Genomic DNA, 17,352 nt, shown 5'->3' with positions numbered 1-17,352 from the left:
AATAGGAGGGACCCCGTACTATGACACAGCAGAACCCGCCCCGATCCCTGATGTTTGTGGTGAATAACCCCGCCTTTTTTCTGTCGCATCGTTTACCCATTGCCCTGGCCGCGAAGGAGCAGGGCTACGCGGTGAGTGTGGCAACCATGGATGGCGACGCAGTGCAGGCCATCAAGTCTCACGGTTTAACACACCACGTGCTGCCAATGTCGCGCAGCGGCATGAACCCGCTGGCTGAACTCAAAACGATTTACGCCATCTATCAATTGTTCCGCCGGGTACGGCCCGATATTGTGCATCTGGTCACGATCAAGCCCGTGCTGTACGGTGGTATTGCCGCCAGGCTGGCGGGGGTGAAGGGCGTGGTCTCAGCGATCTCGGGTCTGGGCTTTATTTTTACCCGTGAGCACAAGGGGATTGACTGGGTCCGCCTGATCACTCAGCAGTTGTATCGTGTGGCGCTGGGTCACCGCAACAGCCGGGTTATTTTTCAGAACCGCAACGATCGTGATATTCTGAGCCGCATCGGCGCAGTCAAAAGCGATCAGGTCGTGATGATCCGTGGTTCCGGCGTGGATTTGCAGCAGTACGCCGCCGTGCCGGAACCCTCACCACCGATCAAAATTATTTTTGTTGCGCGACTGTTGCGCGACAAGGGCCTGCTTGAATACATAGAGGCGGCTGACATGTCACGGCGTGACGGGAAATCCTATCGCTGGGTGGTGGTGGGCAATCCCGATCCGGGCAACCCGGCTTCGGTCACGCAGGATGAGGCCAGAGCCTGGGGTGATCACGTGGACTGGCTGGGTGAGCGCAGCGATATAGCGGCACTGTATGCAGACTCACATATTGTTGTGCTGCCTTCGTATCGGGAAGGGTTACCCAAATCGCTGGTGGAGGCGGCCGCTTGCGGGCGTGCCGTGATTACTACCGACGTGCCGGGATGCAGGGATGCGATTGAAGCCGACCAGACCGGTGTGTTGGTACCCGTAAGGGATGCGCGCGCCATTTACGAGGCCGTTTGTGATCTGGCCGAAGATACGCAAAAACGCCAGGCCATGGGGCAGGCGGGACGGGCGCTGGCGCAGGAGGCCTTCGATATCCGCAAGGTCGTGCAGGCGCATCTGGATATTTACCAGGCCTTGAACCGCTAGCGTGCAGCAACGGGCAAAGGCGCAGGACGGTCAACCTCTGCTTTTGCGCGGGGCCACGATACAGAGACAGAGGCGCCGGCCCGGCATCATGAAGCCTGCGGCCGGCGTTGTTATAAAACGCTCAGAAATAAAACGCTCAGAACGGCAGGACGGCGTCGGGCGCAAACTGGGCAAATACCGCCTTGAATTCTGCGCGGATGCGATCAATCGCTTCCTGCGAATCCCCTTCAAACCTTAGCACGATCACAGGTGTGGTATTGGATGCGCGCGCCAGGCCAAAGCCGTCTTCATATTCGGCGCGCACGCCGTCGATGGTATTGATGTTGGTAGCGCTTGGAAACCGGGCTTTTTCCTGCAGGGTTTTGATCAGCGAATACTGCTCGCCTTCGGCCACGTCCAGTTTCAGCTCCGGTGTGGAAATGCCTTCGGGCAGGGCATCGAGCACGGCGGTGGGGTTGGCGTCGCGCGAGAGAATTTCCAGCAGGCGCGCGCCGGTATACAGGCCGTCATCAAAGCCGAACCAGCGTTCCTTGAAAAATACATGGCCACTCATTTCACCGGCAATCGGCGCGCCGGTTTCAGCCAGCTTGGCCTTGATCAGGGAGTGGCCGGTGCGCCACATGAGTGGTTCACCGCCAGCAGCCTTGACCGAGGCCGTTACATGGCGGCTGCATTTGACGTCATAAATAATCGTGGCGCCCGGCTGGCGCGCCAGAATATCGCGGGCAAACAGAATCAGCTGGCGGTCCGGCCATATAATGCTGCCGCTGCGGGTTACCACGCCCAGGCGGTCGCCGTCGCCATCGAAGGCCAGGCCGATTTCGCAATCGGTGTCCTGCAGCGTGCGCTGCAGGTCTTCCAGATTATGCGGATCGGCCGGGTCGGGATGATGATTGGGGAAGGCGCCATCCACCTCGCAATATAGTTCGGTCACATCGCAACCCAGCGCACGGAACAACTGGCTGGCCACCACGCCCCCCACGCCATTGCCGCAATCGATGGCAATTTTCATCGGGCGAGCCAGTTTAACGTCTGACACAATCCGGTCGATATACGTCTGAATGATATGCTTGCGATGCGCGACCCCTTTGGTCTGTGCCACCGGTTCTGCCTGCAACGCCTGCATTTGTGTGCGTAGCGTCAGCACATCTTCGCCGTACAGCGCTTTGCCGTCCATCATCATTTTGAAGCCATTGTAGTCTGGCGGGTTATGGCTACCTGTGATGGCAACGGCGGCGCCGATGTTTTCCGAGTAGGATTCGAAGTACACCAGTGGCGTAGGCACCATACCGATGTCTACGGTATCCACGCCTTCGTCCAGAATGCCGTTTTGCAGGGCGACAGACAGATCCGGGCTGGACAGGCGACCGTCATATCCCACCACAATCCGGTCCGTACCGCAGTCACGGGCACGTCGCGCCAGTGCGCGGCCAAGCAGATAGGCAAATGAGGCATTAAGCTGTTCAGGCACAGTACCACGAATGTCATAAGCCTTGAATACGGATTGAGGAAGAACTGGGGTCATGGGCTGTCCTGTTGATGGTTGTTGCCGCCACTCGCTTATGCAGGCAGTGAACAGCAACAACGAATTTCGGTAGAATAATGAACTGTATTATACGTCTGTTGCCGGAGCGGGTTGGTGGGATTGGCCCCACCCGCCAGTTGCGACAATCGTCAAATGAAATGGGCAGAAACATGAATCTATTGGCAGCATTGCAGGACATCGTCGGCACCGATCACGTATTGACCGGTACCGCAGCACAGCCTTATCTGACCGACTGGCGCGGTCGCTATACGGGCCAGGCGCTGGCCGTGGTGCGTCCCGGCTCTGCTGAGCAGGTTGCCCAGGTGGTACGCGCTTGTGTGGCGCATCAGGTACCCATGGTGCCCCAGGGCGGCAATACCGGCCTTTGCGGGGGCGCAACACCCGACGGCCAGGGCAACAGTGTGGTGATTGCGCTCACGCGACTGAATCGCGTTCTGCAAGTAGATACGGCCGACGATACGATTACCGTGCAGGCCGGCTGCACGCTGCGCGAGGTACAGCAGGCTGCACTTGAGGCAGACCGCCTGTTTCCGCTAAGCCTGGCTGCGGAAGGCAGTTGCACGATTGGCGGTAACCTGGCTACCAATGCGGGCGGCACGCAGGTGCTGCGCTACGGCAATACCCGCGATCTGACTCTGGGCCTGGAAGTGGTCACGGCAGATGGTGAAATCTGGCATGGCTTGCGCGGCCTGCGCAAAGACAACACCGGCTACGATTTACGCGACCTGTATATCGGCAGCGAGGGCACACTGGGCATCATTACCGCAGCCACACTCAAGTTGTACCCACAGCCAATAGCGCGCTGCACGGCCATGCTTGCTTTCAACGACATGCCGGCGGCGGCCCGGATGCTGGCGCGCGCCCGCAAGGGGTTTGGTGCGGCCCTCACCGGTTTCGAACTTATTTCCCACTATTGCCTGGATTCGGTCACGCGCCAGTTTGAGCAGTTGAAGTGGCCGTTTGACGAGTCTGGCAGGCAATGCCCATGGTATGCCCTGCTGGAAATCTCCGACAGCGAAAGCGTCGAGCATGCGCGCGAACGCTTTGAAGCGGTAGTGGGTCAGGCCATCGAAGACGGCGAGGTGGTGGATGCGGTGATCGCTGCGTCCATTGCTCAAAGTAATGAGTTGTGGCATTTGCGTGAAAGCATTCCGCTGGCGGAAAAACAGATGGGCAAAAACATCAAGCACGATGTGTCGATTCCCGTCTCGCGTATGGCCGATTTTGTCGAACAGACCAATGCGCACCTGCAGGCGGCCTTCGCGGGCGTGCGGCACATTGTTTTCGGCCATCTGGGCGATGGCAATCTGCATTACAACGTGGCGGCGCCGGCGGGGTCGGACGAGACCGCCTTCCTGCGATTGCAGCCGCAAGTGCATCGGCTGGTACATGACAGCGTGCATGCGTTTGGTGGCTCCATTAGTGCGGAGCACGGGGTAGGACAGTTGAAAAAAGACCTGCTGCCGCTATACAAATCTGACGTGGAACTGGCGCTGATGCGCAGAATCAAGCGGGCGCTGGATCCTCATGTGTTGATGAACCCGGGCAAGGTCATCAATACCGCTGACATTTAGGACAGAAGAACGTTGCGCGCTGGCCCTGCACAATTTTGCGGATAGGCGTGCCGCAAGTACGGCAGGGCTGATGCTCGCGATCGTAGACGGCTGCATGAATATCAAAATAGGCGCCGGGCTCGCCCTGCGTGCCGGTATAGTTGCGCAAGGTGCTCCCGCCTGACGTAAGGGCGTTTTCCAATGTTATTAAAATCGCCGCATGCAGGCGCTGCGCCCTTGCCGGTGAAATGCGGTTGGCCGGGGTGCGGGGATGGATGCGGGCAGCAAACAGGCTTTCCGAGGCATAAATATTGCCTACGCCCACGACAATCTGGCCGCCCAGAAGTGCCTGTTTGACTGCTACGCTGCGACTCTGCAGCCCCGCATGGAGCAGTTGCGGCGTGAAGGCCGGATCAAAGGGCTCAATGCCCAGCGCGGCCAGCAGGGGATGCGCCTCTACAGGCCCTGCCTCAAGGGAGTGCCATAATACCGCGCCAAAACGTCGTGGATCGTTCAGGCGCACGGTAACGCCATCGAAACACCACTCAACATGATCGTGCTTGCGTAAAAATTCGCCCGCCTGAACGTGGCGCATGGAGCCGGACATGCCCAGATGCACCAGCAGGACGCCGTGTTCAAAACGCAACAACAGGTATTTGCCGCGACGCTCGCACGCCAGCAACTGTTTTCCCCGCAAAATGAGATTCAGTCCGGGTGTGACGGGCCAGCGCATCCGCGCTTCGTGCACATGCACCGCAAGCAGCCGCTTGCCGGTAATAATGGTGTCCAGCCCGCGGCGGGTGGTTTCAACTTCGGGTAGTTCAGGCATAGGAGACAGTGGCGGTGCCTGCGTTGGTCGCAATCGCTTGCCCACGCAGATAAAATGCTTATGTTTTAAGGATTTATTAATAATAACTAAGCAGGGATGATACCATTTGTTTTTTATTATCAGCCACTGCCTCGCTTGCCTGTGATTCCGATGAAAAGCGTTATTCGCGCCGCAGCCCTCGTTGCACCGTTCATGTGGACTGCGCTCGCACATGCCCAGTTCGATCCGCCGATAGATCGGCGCGCCATGCTGGATTTTGTGTCAAATGAGCAGGCCCGTCCCGTGACGCTGGTCAACCACACCGAAGCAGACGATATTTATCGTTTGCTTGTCCTGGAGATTGCTGCCCAGGAAGGCAATACCGATCTGGCTGCGGAAACGGCGATGACATTGGCGCGCGAGCGGAAAATGCCGCGCATGGCCAAACGTGCCATGCACCTGTATATGGCCATTTCTCAGCCCCGGCAGGCGGCTGTGGCCGCAAGGCTCTGGAGTCAGCTCGCGCCTGGCGATGAAGAAGCCGTAGCCGCCACATTGGCGCTTTCGGCCACCAACGGCGATACGGCCGGTATGGTCAAGGCGCTACGCGAGCGCGTCGCTCAGGCCGGTAATAAAGACCGAGCCCTGTATCAGGCGGCGGCCGTAGTCGCGCGCATGAAAGACAAGCAGGAAGCCCTCAAGGTCTTTACCGAGGTGATTCACAAGAATGGCGACAATTTTTCGGTCGCGCACCTGCTTTTGTCAGACCTGGCGGCCCAGGCGGGCAATCCGGTGCTGGCCTGGGAAGCTGCACACAAATCACTGTTGCTGGACCCCGATTCTGATGCTGCTGCCGAAAGGGTGCTGCAATATGGGGTCAGGATCAATCATGATCTGGCCATGTCGCTGGGACAGCAGTTCATTACGGCCCACCCCAATATCCGTCGGGTCCGTCTGCTGTATATCAGCCAGTTGGTGGAAGACAAACAATTTGAGCCTGCTCTGGCCGATCTTAAACGCATGCGCAAAACCTTTCCCGAGGACTTTGACTTGCTGTACCTGGAGGCCCAGGTCAATTATCAGGCCAAAAACTATAAAACAGCGCGCGCTCGGCTGAACGAATTCCTGGAAGTGCAGGGGCAGCGGCGTCAGGCGTTGCCGGATGCCGAAACCGATGCGCAGGGGCAATCCACCGACGCCCGCCTGTTATTTGCCCAGATTGACGAAGATGAAGGCAAGTATCGCGATGCGATCGCCCAGCTGGACAAAATCGATGAATCGGCTGCGCTGCCGCAAATTCGCATGAAACAGGCTGCGCTATATGGCAAGCTGGGAGAACTGAACAAAGCCATGGCGCTGATTGGCGATATTCGCACCGAGACCCGCGATGATAAAATCATTGTCGAACTGGCGGGTGCGCAGGTGCTTGCTGCCGCCGGTCGTACCGACAGGGCGGTTGCCCGCCTGGTTCAGGCCGACAAGGCGTTGCCTGACAGCCCGTCCATCAAATATGACCTGGCCATGCTGTACGAGCGCCAGGGCAAAATCGTTGAAATGGAAGCCTTGCTGCGCCGGGTCATTGCGCTCAAGCCGGAATCGCCCGATGCCTATAATGCGCTGGGCTATGTGTTTGCTGACCAGAATATCAACCTGGACCAGGCGCAAACCCTGCTGGACAAAGCCGTGCAACTGGCACCGGGCAATCCCTTTATTCTGGACAGTATGGGCTGGTTGCAGTTCCGGCTGGGCAATGATGCGCTGGCCAGTCAGTACCTGGAAAACGCCTTCGAGTTGTCGCCGCAAGCCGATATTGCCGCGCATCTGGCTGAAATCTACTGGTCTACCGGTGATAAAAAGCGCGCCCGGGCGATGCTCAAGCAAGGCTGGCAACTGGATAAAGACAATCCTACGCTCAAAGAAACCCTCAAACGACTGGGAGTCCGCCTCAAATGAATGTACGTGCTATACCCCGCTATGCCCGATTAACCGCCATCTGTCTGGTGGCCGCCACGCTCGCCGCATGTTCGACCGTGCCCAGCCGCCAGCCGGCTTCGCAGACCGCCACTGCTGATGGTGCGTTCGAGCGTGCTGGCCGCTTTGCCCTGACGGTTTACGATCGCAGCGCGGAGCGTAATCGGGATTCGGTGCAGGGCGGCTTTACCTGGCTGGATACCGGCTCGGTACTCACACTGGACCTGACCAATCCGCTGGGCTCCACGCTGGCGCGCGTGGTCGTGGCCGAGAATCAGGCGGTGCTCACACGCTCCAACGGCGAGCGTACAGTCGCCAGTGATCCCGACGCTCTGGTCGCCGAGGTGCTGGGCAGTCCGATTCCGGTCAGCGGTATGCGCAACTGGCTCAAAGGTCAGCGCAATGGGCAAAGCGGTGCTCAGGGCAGTCAGCACACGGCAGGGCAGGCCGGGACAGCTCAGGCATTTGATGAGGCCGGCTGGCGTGTGAATATGTCCGATTTTGACAGCAAGGGGCCCACCCGTTTGAATTTTGAGCGCACCATGGCGGGCGACCGCATTACCGTGCGTGTTGTGACCGAGAGCGAATGAAGTTTTTGCAGGATGTGCCGGCGCCGGCCAAGCTGAACCTGTTTCTGCACGTCACCGGCAGGCGTGCTGATGGCTATCATCTGCTGCAAACGGTTTTTACTTTTATTGATCTGGCCGACCGGCTGCATTTCACCTTGCGCGATGATGGGCGTATTGTGCGTGCCACCGACGTCCCCGGCGTACCCCATGACGATGATCTGATTGTGCGGGCGGCGCGGCTGCTGCAGCAGCAGGCCGGGCCGGCGTCCGGCGCGAAGGCTGGTGTCACGATTGATGTTGACAAACAGATTCCTGCCGGTGGCGGCCTGGGGGGCGGCTCCAGCGATGCGGCCAGCACACTGATTGCTCTGAATCGTCTGTGGGATTGTGGCTTATCCAGGGAAGCGCTGCAGGCGCTGGGCCTGACACTGGGTGCCGATGTGCCGGTTTTTATTTTTGGCGAATCGGCTTTTGCCCAGGGCGTGGGCGAGGCGCTGCAGGCCTGTCCGGTGCCTCAGCAGGCTTACTTGGTATTTGTACCGACAATCAGTGTCGCAACTGCAACAGTTTTTGCGTATTCGGATTTGACAAGAGACACAAAATCCATCATAATGCACGACTTTGCTGGACATGATATTCATCAGTTCGGTAAAAATGATCTACAGGCAGCAGCATGTGCCCTTTTCAAACCGCTATCGCTTATTGTTGGCTGGCTTGAGTCTTTGGGGTTACAGGCCAGAATGACAGGATCGGGGGCATGTTTTTTTGTGCCGTTTGATACCGTTAATCAGGCACAGGCATGCAGGCATCGTGTAGAATCTGCGCTTGCTTCCCATCCAGAGGCAAGCCAGTGGATAAGACAGGTTGTTGTCTGTCAGGGCATGAACCGTCATCCACTGTATAATTGGATATAGAATTTGGGGCGTCGCCAAGCTGGTTAAGGCACTGGATTTTGATTCCAGCATGCGAAGGTTCGAATCCTTCCGCCCCAGCCAAATTCGTACTGCATGTGCGGAAACCGTGAATAAGCCGCTATAAACCGGTATGTGCTTATCACGGTTTTTTTATTCACTTCACCGATTCCAGTCATCATGACCAATACTAATTTCATGATTTTTACCGGCACTGCCAATCCAAGGCTTGCCGTAGACGTCGTTAATCATTTGGACATGTCGCTAGGTAAAATGACCGTTGGTCGTTTTTCTGACGGTGAAGTTATGGTGGAAATCCTGGAAAACGTGCGGGGCCGCGATGTATTCGTGTTGCAGCCCACCTGCGCGCCAACCAACGATAATCTCATGGAAATCATGACGATGGTCGATGCACTGCGCCGTGCCTCTGCCGGCCGGATCACCGCCGCCATCCCGTATTTCGGTTACGCCCGGCAGGATCGCCGGCCGCGCTCGGCCCGTGTAGCCATCACGGCAAAAGTCGTTGCCAATATGCTGCAAAGTGTGGGCGTTGACCGCCTGCTGACCATGGACCTGCATGCAGATCAGATCCAGGGCTTTTTTGATATTCCCGTAGACAACATTTACGCCTCTCCCGTGCTGCTGGCCGATATCGGTCAGCGCAACTTCAAGGATCTGGTGGTTGTGTCCCCCGACATTGGTGGTGTGGTTCGTGCCCGCGCACTGGCCAAACAGCTGGAAGCAGACCTGGCGATTATCGACAAGCGTCGCCCGCGCGCCAATGTATCCGAGGTGATGAATATCATCGGTGAGGTTGATGGTCGTACCTGTATCATTATGGATGACATGGTCGACACTGCCGGTACCTTGTGCAAGGCCGCAGCTGCGCTTAAAGAGCGTGGTGCCGGCGCCGTTTACGCCTATTGTACGCACGCTGTGCTGTCTGGCGGCGCGGTGGGCCGTATTGCCGAGTCCGAGCTGGACGAGCTGGTTGTGACCGACACCATTCCGCTGTCTCAGGAAGCCGCCGATTGCGCGCGTATCCGTCAGCTTTCCAGTGCATCACTGCTGGGTGAAACCATTCTGCGCATTTCCCATGCAGAATCGGTTAGTTCACTGTTTGTAGAATAAGTATTTGATCCGTTGCTGGTCGCGGCAACGGGTCGGGTGGCTGAACCAGCCGGTTCAGCCTTTTTGAAAATACCGTCAACGGTATTGTTTATTTGGAGTTCTCCATGAAATTTGAAGCCACCACGCGTAGCGTTCAGGGATCGAGTGCGAGCCGCCGCCTGCGTCGCGCCGGCCGTGTACCGGCCATTGTTTATGGTGGAAAAGGCGAAGCGCAAAGCATCGAACTTGACCACAATGAAATCTTCCACGCACTGCGTAAAGAGCCATTCCACACGTCCGTACTGGACATGATGCTCGACGGCAAAAAACAGAACGTTCTGTTACGCGCCGTACAATGGCATGCTTACAAACCCCAAGTGCTGCACGTGGATTTTCAGCGTGTCAATGCCAACGAAGCACTGACAACCCGCATTCCTTTCCACTTTATCAACGGTGACGAATCTCCTGCCGTTAAACAGCAAGGCGCAACCATTTCGCACGTGCTGAACGACATCGAGATCACCTGCCTGCCTAAAGACCTGCCACAGTTCATCGAAGTAGATCTGGGCAATCTGCAGGCGAATGAAGTTGTTCACCTGTCTGACGTTAAAGCGCCAGCCGGTGTTGAATTCGTTGGTGTGGGCGAAGAAAGTCCTGTGCTGGCAACCGCAACGGTTATTGCAGAGACTGCTGAAGACGACGCCGCTGAAGCTGATGGCGCCGCCGAAGCAGAAAAATCTGACAAGCCTGCCGAAGACGACGCTAAGTAAGTCTCGAATGTGTTACCTTGCCTGATGGCGGGGTAACGCGGGCCGGCCTTGCCGGTCAGGCCATGAAGTTGGTACACCCCCGCAGTGCATTCGCATTTCGGGGGTTTGTTTCGTAAACTGCAGGGAAATTGTGTAATGGCTTCGTTGCCTATCCGTCTGATTGTCGGGCTGGGAAATCCTGGCCAGCAGTATGAAGCCACGCGTCACAATGCGGGGTTCTGGCTTGCCGATCACTATGCCGACGATCTGAAAACCCAGTTCACACTGGAAACCGGCTTTTTCGGACAACTGGCGCGTGCGCGTCACGACGGCGAGGCCGTCTATCTGCTCAAACCTGCCACCTACATGAACCGCTCAGGCCAGTCTGTGGGCGCGGTGGCGCGATTCTTCAAAATCGAACCCGCTCAGGTGCTGGTGCTGCATGACGAACTGGATCTGCAGCCCGGTGATGTCAAATTGAAAAAAGGCGGCGGTCATGCCGGTCATAACGGGTTGCGTGACATTCAGTCTGCGTTGGGCACGGCCGACTACTGGCGCATGCGGCTGGGCATCGGCCATCCGCGAAGCCGAGGTATGGCTCAGGGCGTGGCCGATTACGTACTATCCATGCCGGCCAAAGATGACATGCCGCTTATCGACAATGAAATCAACAGTGCCAGACAGGTGCTCGGGCCGCTGCTGGATGGCGACTTTGCTGCCGCCTCCCGGCGTCTTGCCGCTGCGCGCGAGGCACGCACATGAGTACCGGAACCTTCGGGGCTGATCTCAAGCGGTTCCTGCGGTTTGTACGCAGGCCACGCTTTACGCCTCGCATCGCCCAGCGGGGTGGTGGCTCGGGATGGTGGCGAGACTGGTATCCCAATGTCCGTTTCGCCCGCATGCTGTCCTGGGTGGCGCTGTTATGGTTTGTGAATCTGTTCGTTCTGGCGCCATTGGCCCTGAGTGCGGCAGAAAGCGGCGGTGCGCAGCACCGGCTGGACCCGGATAATATTCCCTGGATGATGGCAGTACTATGGGCGCCGCTGGTCGAAGAAATGCTGTTTCGTTATAGCCTGCGCTATCCTCGCGCTATTCTGTGGGTGATACCGGTGATGGCGATGGTGGTGTTTTCAGGACCGTCATGGCTCAGTGTCGGGGCATACATTCTGGTGCTGGCATTGCTGGCCACGCTCAGGTTTCGGGGGCTGACTGGTAATGACGAAGCGCTGCCATGGCGCATACGCAGATACTATGTGCAATGGTTTCCGTGGATTTTTCATGCGTCGGTGCTGGTGTTTGCCTTTGTGCATCTGAACAATTTCAAACTGAACGAAACGCCGTTGTGGATGTACCCGATCATGGTCATGCCGCAATGGATGACCGGGCTGGTGCTCGCCTGGATGCGGGTTCGCGCAGGGATTGGCACGTCCATCCTGATGCACATGATGTTCAACGGCGGGCCGTTGCTGCTGATTTGGTTGATGTTGCAGGGGCGGTAGGCTGCGGTTCCTGCGCCTGCACCTGCGACAGCGCTATGCAAGACTGCTTGCATATACACACCAAGAAGGTTGCTCGGATATCTTTGACTAAAAATACAGAATGATGGCCCTCGCTATTTAGTTTCGTATTAAAGTCAGACAAAGTTAATTATTGTTAATTTTAAAGCGATAGCACAGTTTAGATATTTATTAATTTTAATAACTAGAAGATAATTGATAATTATTTTCATTTCTATTTGTTATTTTCTGCAACGAATTTGATCGGGTTGCAGAAGGCTAGTTGTATCGTGCTGTGGTTTGTTTTAAAGAAAGTCAACGTTTTGTGTTCGGCGCTGTTATGTGGTGCCTTGCTGACCGCCTGCGTCAGCCCTGACCCGTTCGAAATTGGGCACACTCAAGTCTATAGTGCAAAAAAACAGCAGCATTTAACCTTTGCGCAATGGATAGATGCGCTGCAATCATATGACGTCCTTCTGATTGGGGAAAAACATGATGATGTACGCCATCATCAGGCCCAGCTGGCGTTGCTGCAAGCCTTGCATCGTCATCGTGCGATTCGTGCTGTGGCACTGGAAATGCTGCCCAGTTCGAAGCAGGCGGCCTTTATCCAGGCCCAGCGCACGGCGCAAGAACAGTTGAGGCGTGATCCGGCAACAGATGCGAGCGTAATCAAAGCCGGCCTGGAATGGCCGGCATCCTGGGATTGGGCGCAATATCGTTCTCTGGTGATGTGGATGCTGCGCGAGCAGATCCCAATGATCGGCGCCAATTTGGACCAGACCGAATTGGCCATCATTGCAAAAGGCGCGCAGCCCCTCAAGGGACGGGTATCCACTGCGCCTGAGGTGCACGAGGCATTAAGTCAGTTGGTCAGTGGCCATCACCTTGAGTCTGACACACCCGTACAGGCGCTCGTTCAGGCACAACAATTCAAAGACCGCCGGATGGCAGAATCGCTGGTCAGAAACGCCAAGCCGGTGGTTCTATTGGCTGGGAATGTCCATGTCAACAAGAAGCTGGGCGTGCCGCTGCACTTGCAGGATTACGGTCAGCGCAAAGTGGTGTCGATCATGCTGGTCTCGTCGTTCGATGGTCGTGATGCTGATCAGGCTGATTATTTCTGGGTCATCAACTAGTCAATCATGCGTATCGTTCTATTTGCCATCGTTTGTTGCGTGGTCGGACTGGGGGTGAGTGGCGCATTTTCACCTGACGATCAGGCGCTGCTACAGTCTGCGGCCTCATTGGTTGCAGCTCAGCAACGAGAAGAAAACCAGCGGGTTGAGCGTTATCTGGCATCAGAAAAACAATTAGGCCGCCAACTGGCTGCGGAGATGCACGCTCGCAGGCAGCAGGGCCAAAGACCAGAGACCTGGACGGTGAATGGTATTGAATATCGCAAGCAGAGGCATGGGCGGCACATCACTATCGAACGCTTCGACGCCAGCCATAAACACTGGTTGCCAGTGATTGACTCGCGCACCCGGACTGGTACGGGTGAGCAGCAGAATGGGGTTTCATTAACGACTAGCTTTTATGTCATGCGCACACCGGTTATCAGTCCGGACAACCGTTATGCACTTTTGCCGGAAGCATTTGTTGATGATGATCTGTACCGGGTATCGGTATGGGACATTGAGGCAGGCCGACAGATCGACCAGGCGTCTCATCAAAGCGTGGGCGAGTTGGTGTGGGCGGGCGATTCGCGTTCTTTCTATTACATTCAGGCAGGTCAAAACGGAGGGGCGTCTGCACTGATCTGGCATCAGGTGCCTGGCGCAGAGACGACGAGCCAGCCAGTGGGTGCGACAGAACGGCAAGTGTATCAGGCCGTGTCGCATGCGAGCGGGCTAAGCATCGCTGCCGCTTCCTCCGGGCGTTATCTGATTCTAACCGAGGACACCGGCGCCGGTACGGATGTGAAGTTGATTGATCTGTCTTCGGCAACGCCTTTTCTTCTGACACTGGATGGCCTTAAGCCTCAGGCTGATAATCTGGTGGATCATGCGGCCGACGGCTTTTATATGCGATCCAATCAGGATGGTCGTTTTGCTTTATATCTGGCACAGGATCGACGTGGCTACTGGAAAAAAATATATACACCAGACGCTTCTGCGCACGTCGAAGGTTTTCAGGTGTTGCGGGACTGGGTGATATTGCGGATACAAGAGCAGGGCGTTTCAGCGCTTCGCTATTGGCATAAGGGCGATCGACAGCGGGTGCGGCAGGTACCTTTCCCGGATCATCGTTATAAAGTCTGGATGCCGACAGGCAGTAGCGGTAACGTGCTTGTTCTTGGCTATACCTCGCCCACCGTGCCGCCTGTGCGTGTGTCGTTTGATATGGCCAGGGAGCAGTGGCTGACCGACTGGCCGAAAGAGCAACAGGCATATCAGACCCGGTATTTGCATATACCGGTGCGTGATGGGGTGAAGATACCCGTGACACTGATCTGGCGCACGTCGGATACGCCAGAGGCGGGCGCGCCGTTGCTGGTGACAGGGTATGGCGCTTACGGTTTCAGCCTGTCCCCGGTATACGGGACGTCCTACAAAAGCCTGCTTGACCGAGGGTTCGTCTACGCCATGATTCATGTGCGGGGCGGCGGTGAATTGGGCGAAGAATGGCATGCCCAGGGACGAGGCAGAAACAAGAAAAACAGTTTCAATGATTTTGTCGATGTAACGCGCCATTTGCAGCGGCGCTTTCATGCATACGACCGTACCTACGCAATGGGGGAGAGCGCGGGAGGACTGCTGGTGGCAGCCAGTATGATTCAGGCGCCGAGCCTTTATTCCGGTGTCATTTTGCAGGTTCCGTTTCTGGATGTCTCAGGTGTGATGGCACAGGATCAGCCCCGCTTTGGGGAATTGGAGCGAGCCGAATGGGGGAGGCCGGGCAATAGCGATGATCTTGCCTATATTGATTCCTACAGCCCGTCTCGTACAGTGGCGTCGACTTGTTACCCGCCCATACTGATGATCGCCGCCGCCCATGATGCCAGGACACCATCCCGGGAGGCGCGCGATTTTCTTGGACAGTTACGTAATAACAAATGTAATGAAAATAGCACCTTTCTGTTTACCGAACCTGATGCGGGGCATGCTGGGTCCGTTGATCGGGTTGCTCGCAATATTATGTCCTACCAATTCATCCTCAAGCTGGATCGGATGAATCGTCGCCAGCAAGTTCAAGAGTGAAAATGAAGATCAGAAATAACTTTTTTCCCCTGAAATGCAAACCGTTTTTTAATGCTCTGTTTGGGATCAGTGTGCTTTTGCCTGTCTGCCCGGTCCTCGCCCAGGAGGATACAGAGACACTGGATTTTGACAGTCTGCAAATTTCCGCCGACAGCAGCAAGCCTGAACGCAGATCGTTCGAGACGCCCGGCGCCGTGAGCGTAGTCGGAGAGAATAAGAAATTCGATTCCCTCGATAGCGTCGTACGCGCCTTGCCTGGGACCTATACCAACATTGATCCGACCCAGGGAACCCTGAATGTGAATATTCGTGGTCTGAGCGGTTTCGGGCGGGTTAACACCATGGTCGATGGCGTACCGCAAACGTTTTACGGTACCTCATCCAACTCCGGCAGCCGCTATCACGAGGAAGACGGTAACGGCTATGGACCAAGCAGCCAGTTCGGTACGATGATTGATCAGAATTTTCTGGTGGGTGTCGATATTACCCGAGGGTTTGCGTCCGGTGCGGCAGGCGTCAACGGCGTAGCCGGTTCTGCCAATTTGCGTACATTGGGCGTGGATGATGTTGTTCAGGAAGGACGCCGTTTTGGCATACTTTCAAAGCTGTCTGCCGCAAGTAATGGGATGGGCGAAAGCAATATGGTAACGCTCGGGTTGCGCACCTCATTGTGGGAAACAGGACGTATTGGCGCGATTGCTGGCTATAGCGGCAGTCGCCTGAGCGCGAACTATAAAGATGGCAATGGCCAGCAATATAGTGAAAATGATTTTGTCAGGAGACTGGATCAGCGTCCCCGGTCCTGGCTGAGTAAATTTGAATTCAGCCCGAGCAGCGATCACCGGTTTGTGGTGTCTGGATCGGGCTATCGTAATAATGTGGGCGGCCGTCAGGCCAGGCGCGATAGTGTAAGTCTGGACTATGCGTTTACCCCGCAATCGCAATGGGTGAATCTGGGCTTTCTGGCGGCCAGAACCAAAAACCGGCAAGTTTTTAACGATGACACCAGTATCTGGATGCTTACCGAGGCGCGGACACGCAATGATTCAACGTACCTGAATCTGCATAATACGAGTTATTTCGAGTGGCGTGATATTGACGTTAAGCTGCTATATGGTTTCAGCCACTTGCGCAATCGCTACGAGCGCAGTGCCTCGGCGATGAATCAGGATAATGATACGTATACGGCATTCTCGCCATCCGGGCAACAGACGCTCAGTAGTGCCTATCTGGACACAACACTGAGCCATGGTATTTATTCTCTGAATAATAATCTGACTTTTACCCGCGGCGTGGTGCGGGGCTACAAACCGGCCTGCGACAGTGCGGGCAGCAGCGGCTTCTGCTTTCCGAGTTACGCTGCCAATCTGAAACTGGTGAGCAAAGCGTTGAACTTTTCAACGATGTTCTCGGCCGATTTAAGTGACTGGTTCAAGCCTTTCGTCAGTTTCTCCAGAAATACCCGAATTCCCAATCCCCAGGAAGTTTTCTTCAACAATGAAGGTGGGGGATCCATGAATCCGTTCCTGAAACCCGAACAGGCCAAAACCTGGCAGATCGGTTTTAACACCTCACGCGAAGGCGTATTGACTGATGATGATTATCTGGGCTTCAAGCTGGTCGCCTATCGTTCCGATATCAAACATTACATTCATAGCCGTTCTTTTTTTCTGCGTAGTCAGGGCGGGCTGACGACTGATCTGGATGAGGATATCAATCCCGGATTTCATGCGCAGATTTATACCAATGCTGCCAGGCCGGTTCGGCATCGGGGTGTGGAAGTCAATCTGAACTACGATGCAGGTTTTGTATTTGCCAATCTTTCGTACAGCTATCAGAAAACCCCTTTGCCTGTCGATGCAACAGGCAAGACGGGACTTGGCTTCGGGACAGTCGGGGTGACGGAACTGCCGCGACATTACGGCACCCTGACTCTTGGCGGACGATTCCTGGATCGGGATCTGGCGCTGGGTTCCACCTTCAAATACACAGGCAAGGCTAAACGGATGCTCCCCATGGGAGAAGATCTGGCAGATCAGGATGAGCTCCAGACATTGCCGAAAATTCCCATTGTGATTGACGTCTTTGCCAACTATCAGCTTAACAAACATGTCCTGTTAAAAGCCAGTGTGCAGAATCTAACCAATCGCAACTATATCGATGCCCTGAACTCGCTGAATTCTACGCTTTCTCAGGTCGGGGAAGACTATCGCTACAGCTACAGTAATACGGCACGGGGGCGGACTGTTTTTGTTGGTGCGGAAATTCGTTATTGATTTAAT

Annotated in this window: 14 protein-coding genes and 1 tRNA gene; 13 read left to right on the top strand and 2 right to left on the bottom strand. The window is 55.9% G+C overall.

What is annotated here, in order from left to right:
• The first annotated feature begins 20 nt into the window (after nucleotides 1-20).
• The gene (locus MIM_RS17125) at nucleotides 21-1,154 is read left to right on the top strand and encodes a glycosyltransferase family 4 protein (RefSeq protein WP_025373985.1); all 1,134 of its coding nucleotides are present in this window, start codon (nucleotides 21-23) and stop codon (nucleotides 1,152-1,154) included.
• 136 nt (nucleotides 1,155-1,290) lie between these two features.
• On the opposite strand, the gene MIM_RS17120 is transcribed toward MIM_RS17125, so the two are convergent.
• On the bottom strand, nucleotides 1,291-2,679 hold the full coding sequence (locus MIM_RS17120) for a phosphomannomutase/phosphoglucomutase (protein WP_025373984.1): 1,389 nt from the start codon (nucleotides 2,677-2,679) through the stop codon (nucleotides 1,291-1,293).
• A 170-nt stretch (nucleotides 2,680-2,849) separates the two neighbouring features.
• Here MIM_RS17120 and MIM_RS17115 point away from each other — a divergent pair, with 170 nt between their 5' ends.
• Nucleotides 2,850-4,274 (top strand): FAD-binding oxidoreductase, encoded by a 1,425-nt coding sequence (locus MIM_RS17115; protein WP_025373983.1) that lies wholly within the window; start codon nucleotides 2,850-2,852, stop codon nucleotides 4,272-4,274.
• On the opposite strand, the gene mutM is transcribed toward MIM_RS17115, so the two are convergent.
• Nucleotides 4,255-5,082, bottom strand: a complete 828-nt coding sequence (gene mutM / locus MIM_RS17110; protein WP_025373982.1) for a bifunctional DNA-formamidopyrimidine glycosylase/DNA-(apurinic or apyrimidinic site) lyase — start codon at nucleotides 5,080-5,082, stop codon at nucleotides 4,255-4,257. The two genes, MIM_RS17115 and mutM, sit on opposite strands and share 20 nt — an antisense overlap.
• 150 nt (nucleotides 5,083-5,232) lie before the next feature.
• On the opposite strand from mutM, the gene MIM_RS17105 reads away from it, so the two are divergent.
• The 11 genes from MIM_RS17105 (at nucleotide 5,233) to MIM_RS17055 (ending at nucleotide 17,346) form a co-directional block, all read left to right on the top strand.
• Nucleotides 5,233-7,014: a tetratricopeptide repeat protein gene (locus tag MIM_RS17105; RefSeq protein ID WP_158318747.1), complete on the top strand. Its 1,782-nt coding sequence runs from the start codon at nucleotides 5,233-5,235 to the stop codon at nucleotides 7,012-7,014.
• Nucleotides 7,011-7,622, top strand: a complete 612-nt coding sequence (locus MIM_RS17100; RefSeq protein ID WP_025373980.1) for an outer membrane lipoprotein LolB — start codon at nucleotides 7,011-7,013, stop codon at nucleotides 7,620-7,622. The genes MIM_RS17105 and MIM_RS17100 overlap by 4 nt, the downstream gene beginning before the upstream one ends.
• A complete protein-coding gene (ispE, locus tag MIM_RS17095; protein ID WP_042070487.1) occupies nucleotides 7,619-8,515 on the top strand; it encodes a 4-(cytidine 5'-diphospho)-2-C-methyl-D-erythritol kinase in 897 nt (298 codons plus the stop codon). Before MIM_RS17100 ends, ispE begins: the two co-directional genes overlap by 4 nt.
• A 4-nt stretch (nucleotides 8,516-8,519) precedes the next feature.
• A tRNA-Gln gene (locus tag MIM_RS17090) sits at nucleotides 8,520-8,596 on the top strand.
• Nucleotides 8,597-8,692: 96 nt separating this feature from the next.
• Complete coding sequence (locus MIM_RS17085) at nucleotides 8,693-9,643, top strand: ribose-phosphate pyrophosphokinase (protein ID WP_025373978.1); 951 nt, start codon at nucleotides 8,693-8,695, stop codon at nucleotides 9,641-9,643.
• 104 nt (nucleotides 9,644-9,747) lie between these two features.
• The gene (locus MIM_RS17080) at nucleotides 9,748-10,392 is read left to right on the top strand and encodes a 50S ribosomal protein L25/general stress protein Ctc (protein WP_025373977.1); all 645 of its coding nucleotides are present in this window, start codon (nucleotides 9,748-9,750) and stop codon (nucleotides 10,390-10,392) included.
• A gap of 135 nt (nucleotides 10,393-10,527) precedes the next feature.
• The gene (gene pth / locus MIM_RS17075) at nucleotides 10,528-11,133 is read left to right on the top strand and encodes an aminoacyl-tRNA hydrolase (protein ID WP_025373976.1); all 606 of its coding nucleotides are present in this window, start codon (nucleotides 10,528-10,530) and stop codon (nucleotides 11,131-11,133) included.
• Nucleotides 11,130-11,870 carry a CPBP family glutamic-type intramembrane protease gene (locus MIM_RS17070; RefSeq protein WP_025373975.1) on the top strand — a complete coding sequence of 247 codons (741 nt, stop codon included), beginning with the start codon at nucleotides 11,130-11,132 and terminating at the stop codon, nucleotides 11,868-11,870. Before pth ends, MIM_RS17070 begins: the two co-directional genes overlap by 4 nt.
• 287 nt (nucleotides 11,871-12,157) lie before the next feature.
• Nucleotides 12,158-13,006, top strand: a complete 849-nt coding sequence (locus tag MIM_RS17065) for a ChaN family lipoprotein (RefSeq protein WP_025373974.1) — start codon at nucleotides 12,158-12,160, stop codon at nucleotides 13,004-13,006.
• A gap of 6 nt (nucleotides 13,007-13,012) precedes the next feature.
• On the top strand, nucleotides 13,013-15,070 hold the full coding sequence (locus MIM_RS17060; RefSeq protein ID WP_025373973.1) for a prolyl oligopeptidase family serine peptidase: 2,058 nt from the start codon (nucleotides 13,013-13,015) through the stop codon (nucleotides 15,068-15,070).
• Between the two features lie 2 nt (nucleotides 15,071-15,072).
• Nucleotides 15,073-17,346, top strand: a complete 2,274-nt coding sequence (locus tag MIM_RS17055; RefSeq protein ID WP_052342333.1) for a TonB-dependent receptor domain-containing protein — start codon at nucleotides 15,073-15,075, stop codon at nucleotides 17,344-17,346.
• Nucleotides 17,347-17,352: the final 6 nt, after the last annotated feature.

The organism is Advenella mimigardefordensis DPN7 (genome assembly GCF_000521505.1).
GTDB lineage: Bacteria > Pseudomonadota > Gammaproteobacteria > Burkholderiales > Burkholderiaceae_B > Advenella > Advenella mimigardefordensis.
The sequence above is the reverse complement of the archived record's forward strand: the minus strand, read 5'-3'. Positions and strand labels throughout refer to the sequence as shown.

What these genes read in the sequence shown, in the direction of transcription:
- MIM_RS17125 (WP_025373985.1), top strand. Translation starts at nt 21, where the DNA reads ATGACACAGCAGAACCCGCCCCGATCCCTGATGTTTGTGGTGAATAAC.
- MIM_RS17120 (WP_025373984.1), bottom strand. Translation starts at nt 2,679, where the DNA reads ATGACCCCAGTTCTTCCTCAATCCGTATTCAAGGCTTATGACATTCGT.
- MIM_RS17115 (WP_025373983.1), top strand. Translation starts at nt 2,850, where the DNA reads ATGAATCTATTGGCAGCATTGCAGGACATCGTCGGCACCGATCACGTA.
- mutM (WP_025373982.1), bottom strand. Translation starts at nt 5,082, where the DNA reads ATGCCTGAACTACCCGAAGTTGAAACCACCCGCCGCGGGCTGGACACC.
- MIM_RS17105 (WP_158318747.1), top strand. Translation starts at nt 5,233, where the DNA reads ATGAAAAGCGTTATTCGCGCCGCAGCCCTCGTTGCACCGTTCATGTGG.
- MIM_RS17100 (WP_025373980.1), top strand. Translation starts at nt 7,011, where the DNA reads ATGAATGTACGTGCTATACCCCGCTATGCCCGATTAACCGCCATCTGT.
- ispE (WP_042070487.1), top strand. Translation starts at nt 7,619, where the DNA reads ATGAAGTTTTTGCAGGATGTGCCGGCGCCGGCCAAGCTGAACCTGTTT.
- MIM_RS17085 (WP_025373978.1), top strand. Translation starts at nt 8,693, where the DNA reads ATGACCAATACTAATTTCATGATTTTTACCGGCACTGCCAATCCAAGG.
- MIM_RS17080 (WP_025373977.1), top strand. Translation starts at nt 9,748, where the DNA reads ATGAAATTTGAAGCCACCACGCGTAGCGTTCAGGGATCGAGTGCGAGC.
- pth (WP_025373976.1), top strand. Translation starts at nt 10,528, where the DNA reads ATGGCTTCGTTGCCTATCCGTCTGATTGTCGGGCTGGGAAATCCTGGC.
- MIM_RS17070 (WP_025373975.1), top strand. Translation starts at nt 11,130, where the DNA reads ATGAGTACCGGAACCTTCGGGGCTGATCTCAAGCGGTTCCTGCGGTTT.
- MIM_RS17060 (WP_025373973.1), top strand. Translation starts at nt 13,013, where the DNA reads ATGCGTATCGTTCTATTTGCCATCGTTTGTTGCGTGGTCGGACTGGGG.
- MIM_RS17055 (WP_052342333.1), top strand. Translation starts at nt 15,073, where the DNA reads ATGAAGATCAGAAATAACTTTTTTCCCCTGAAATGCAAACCGTTTTTT.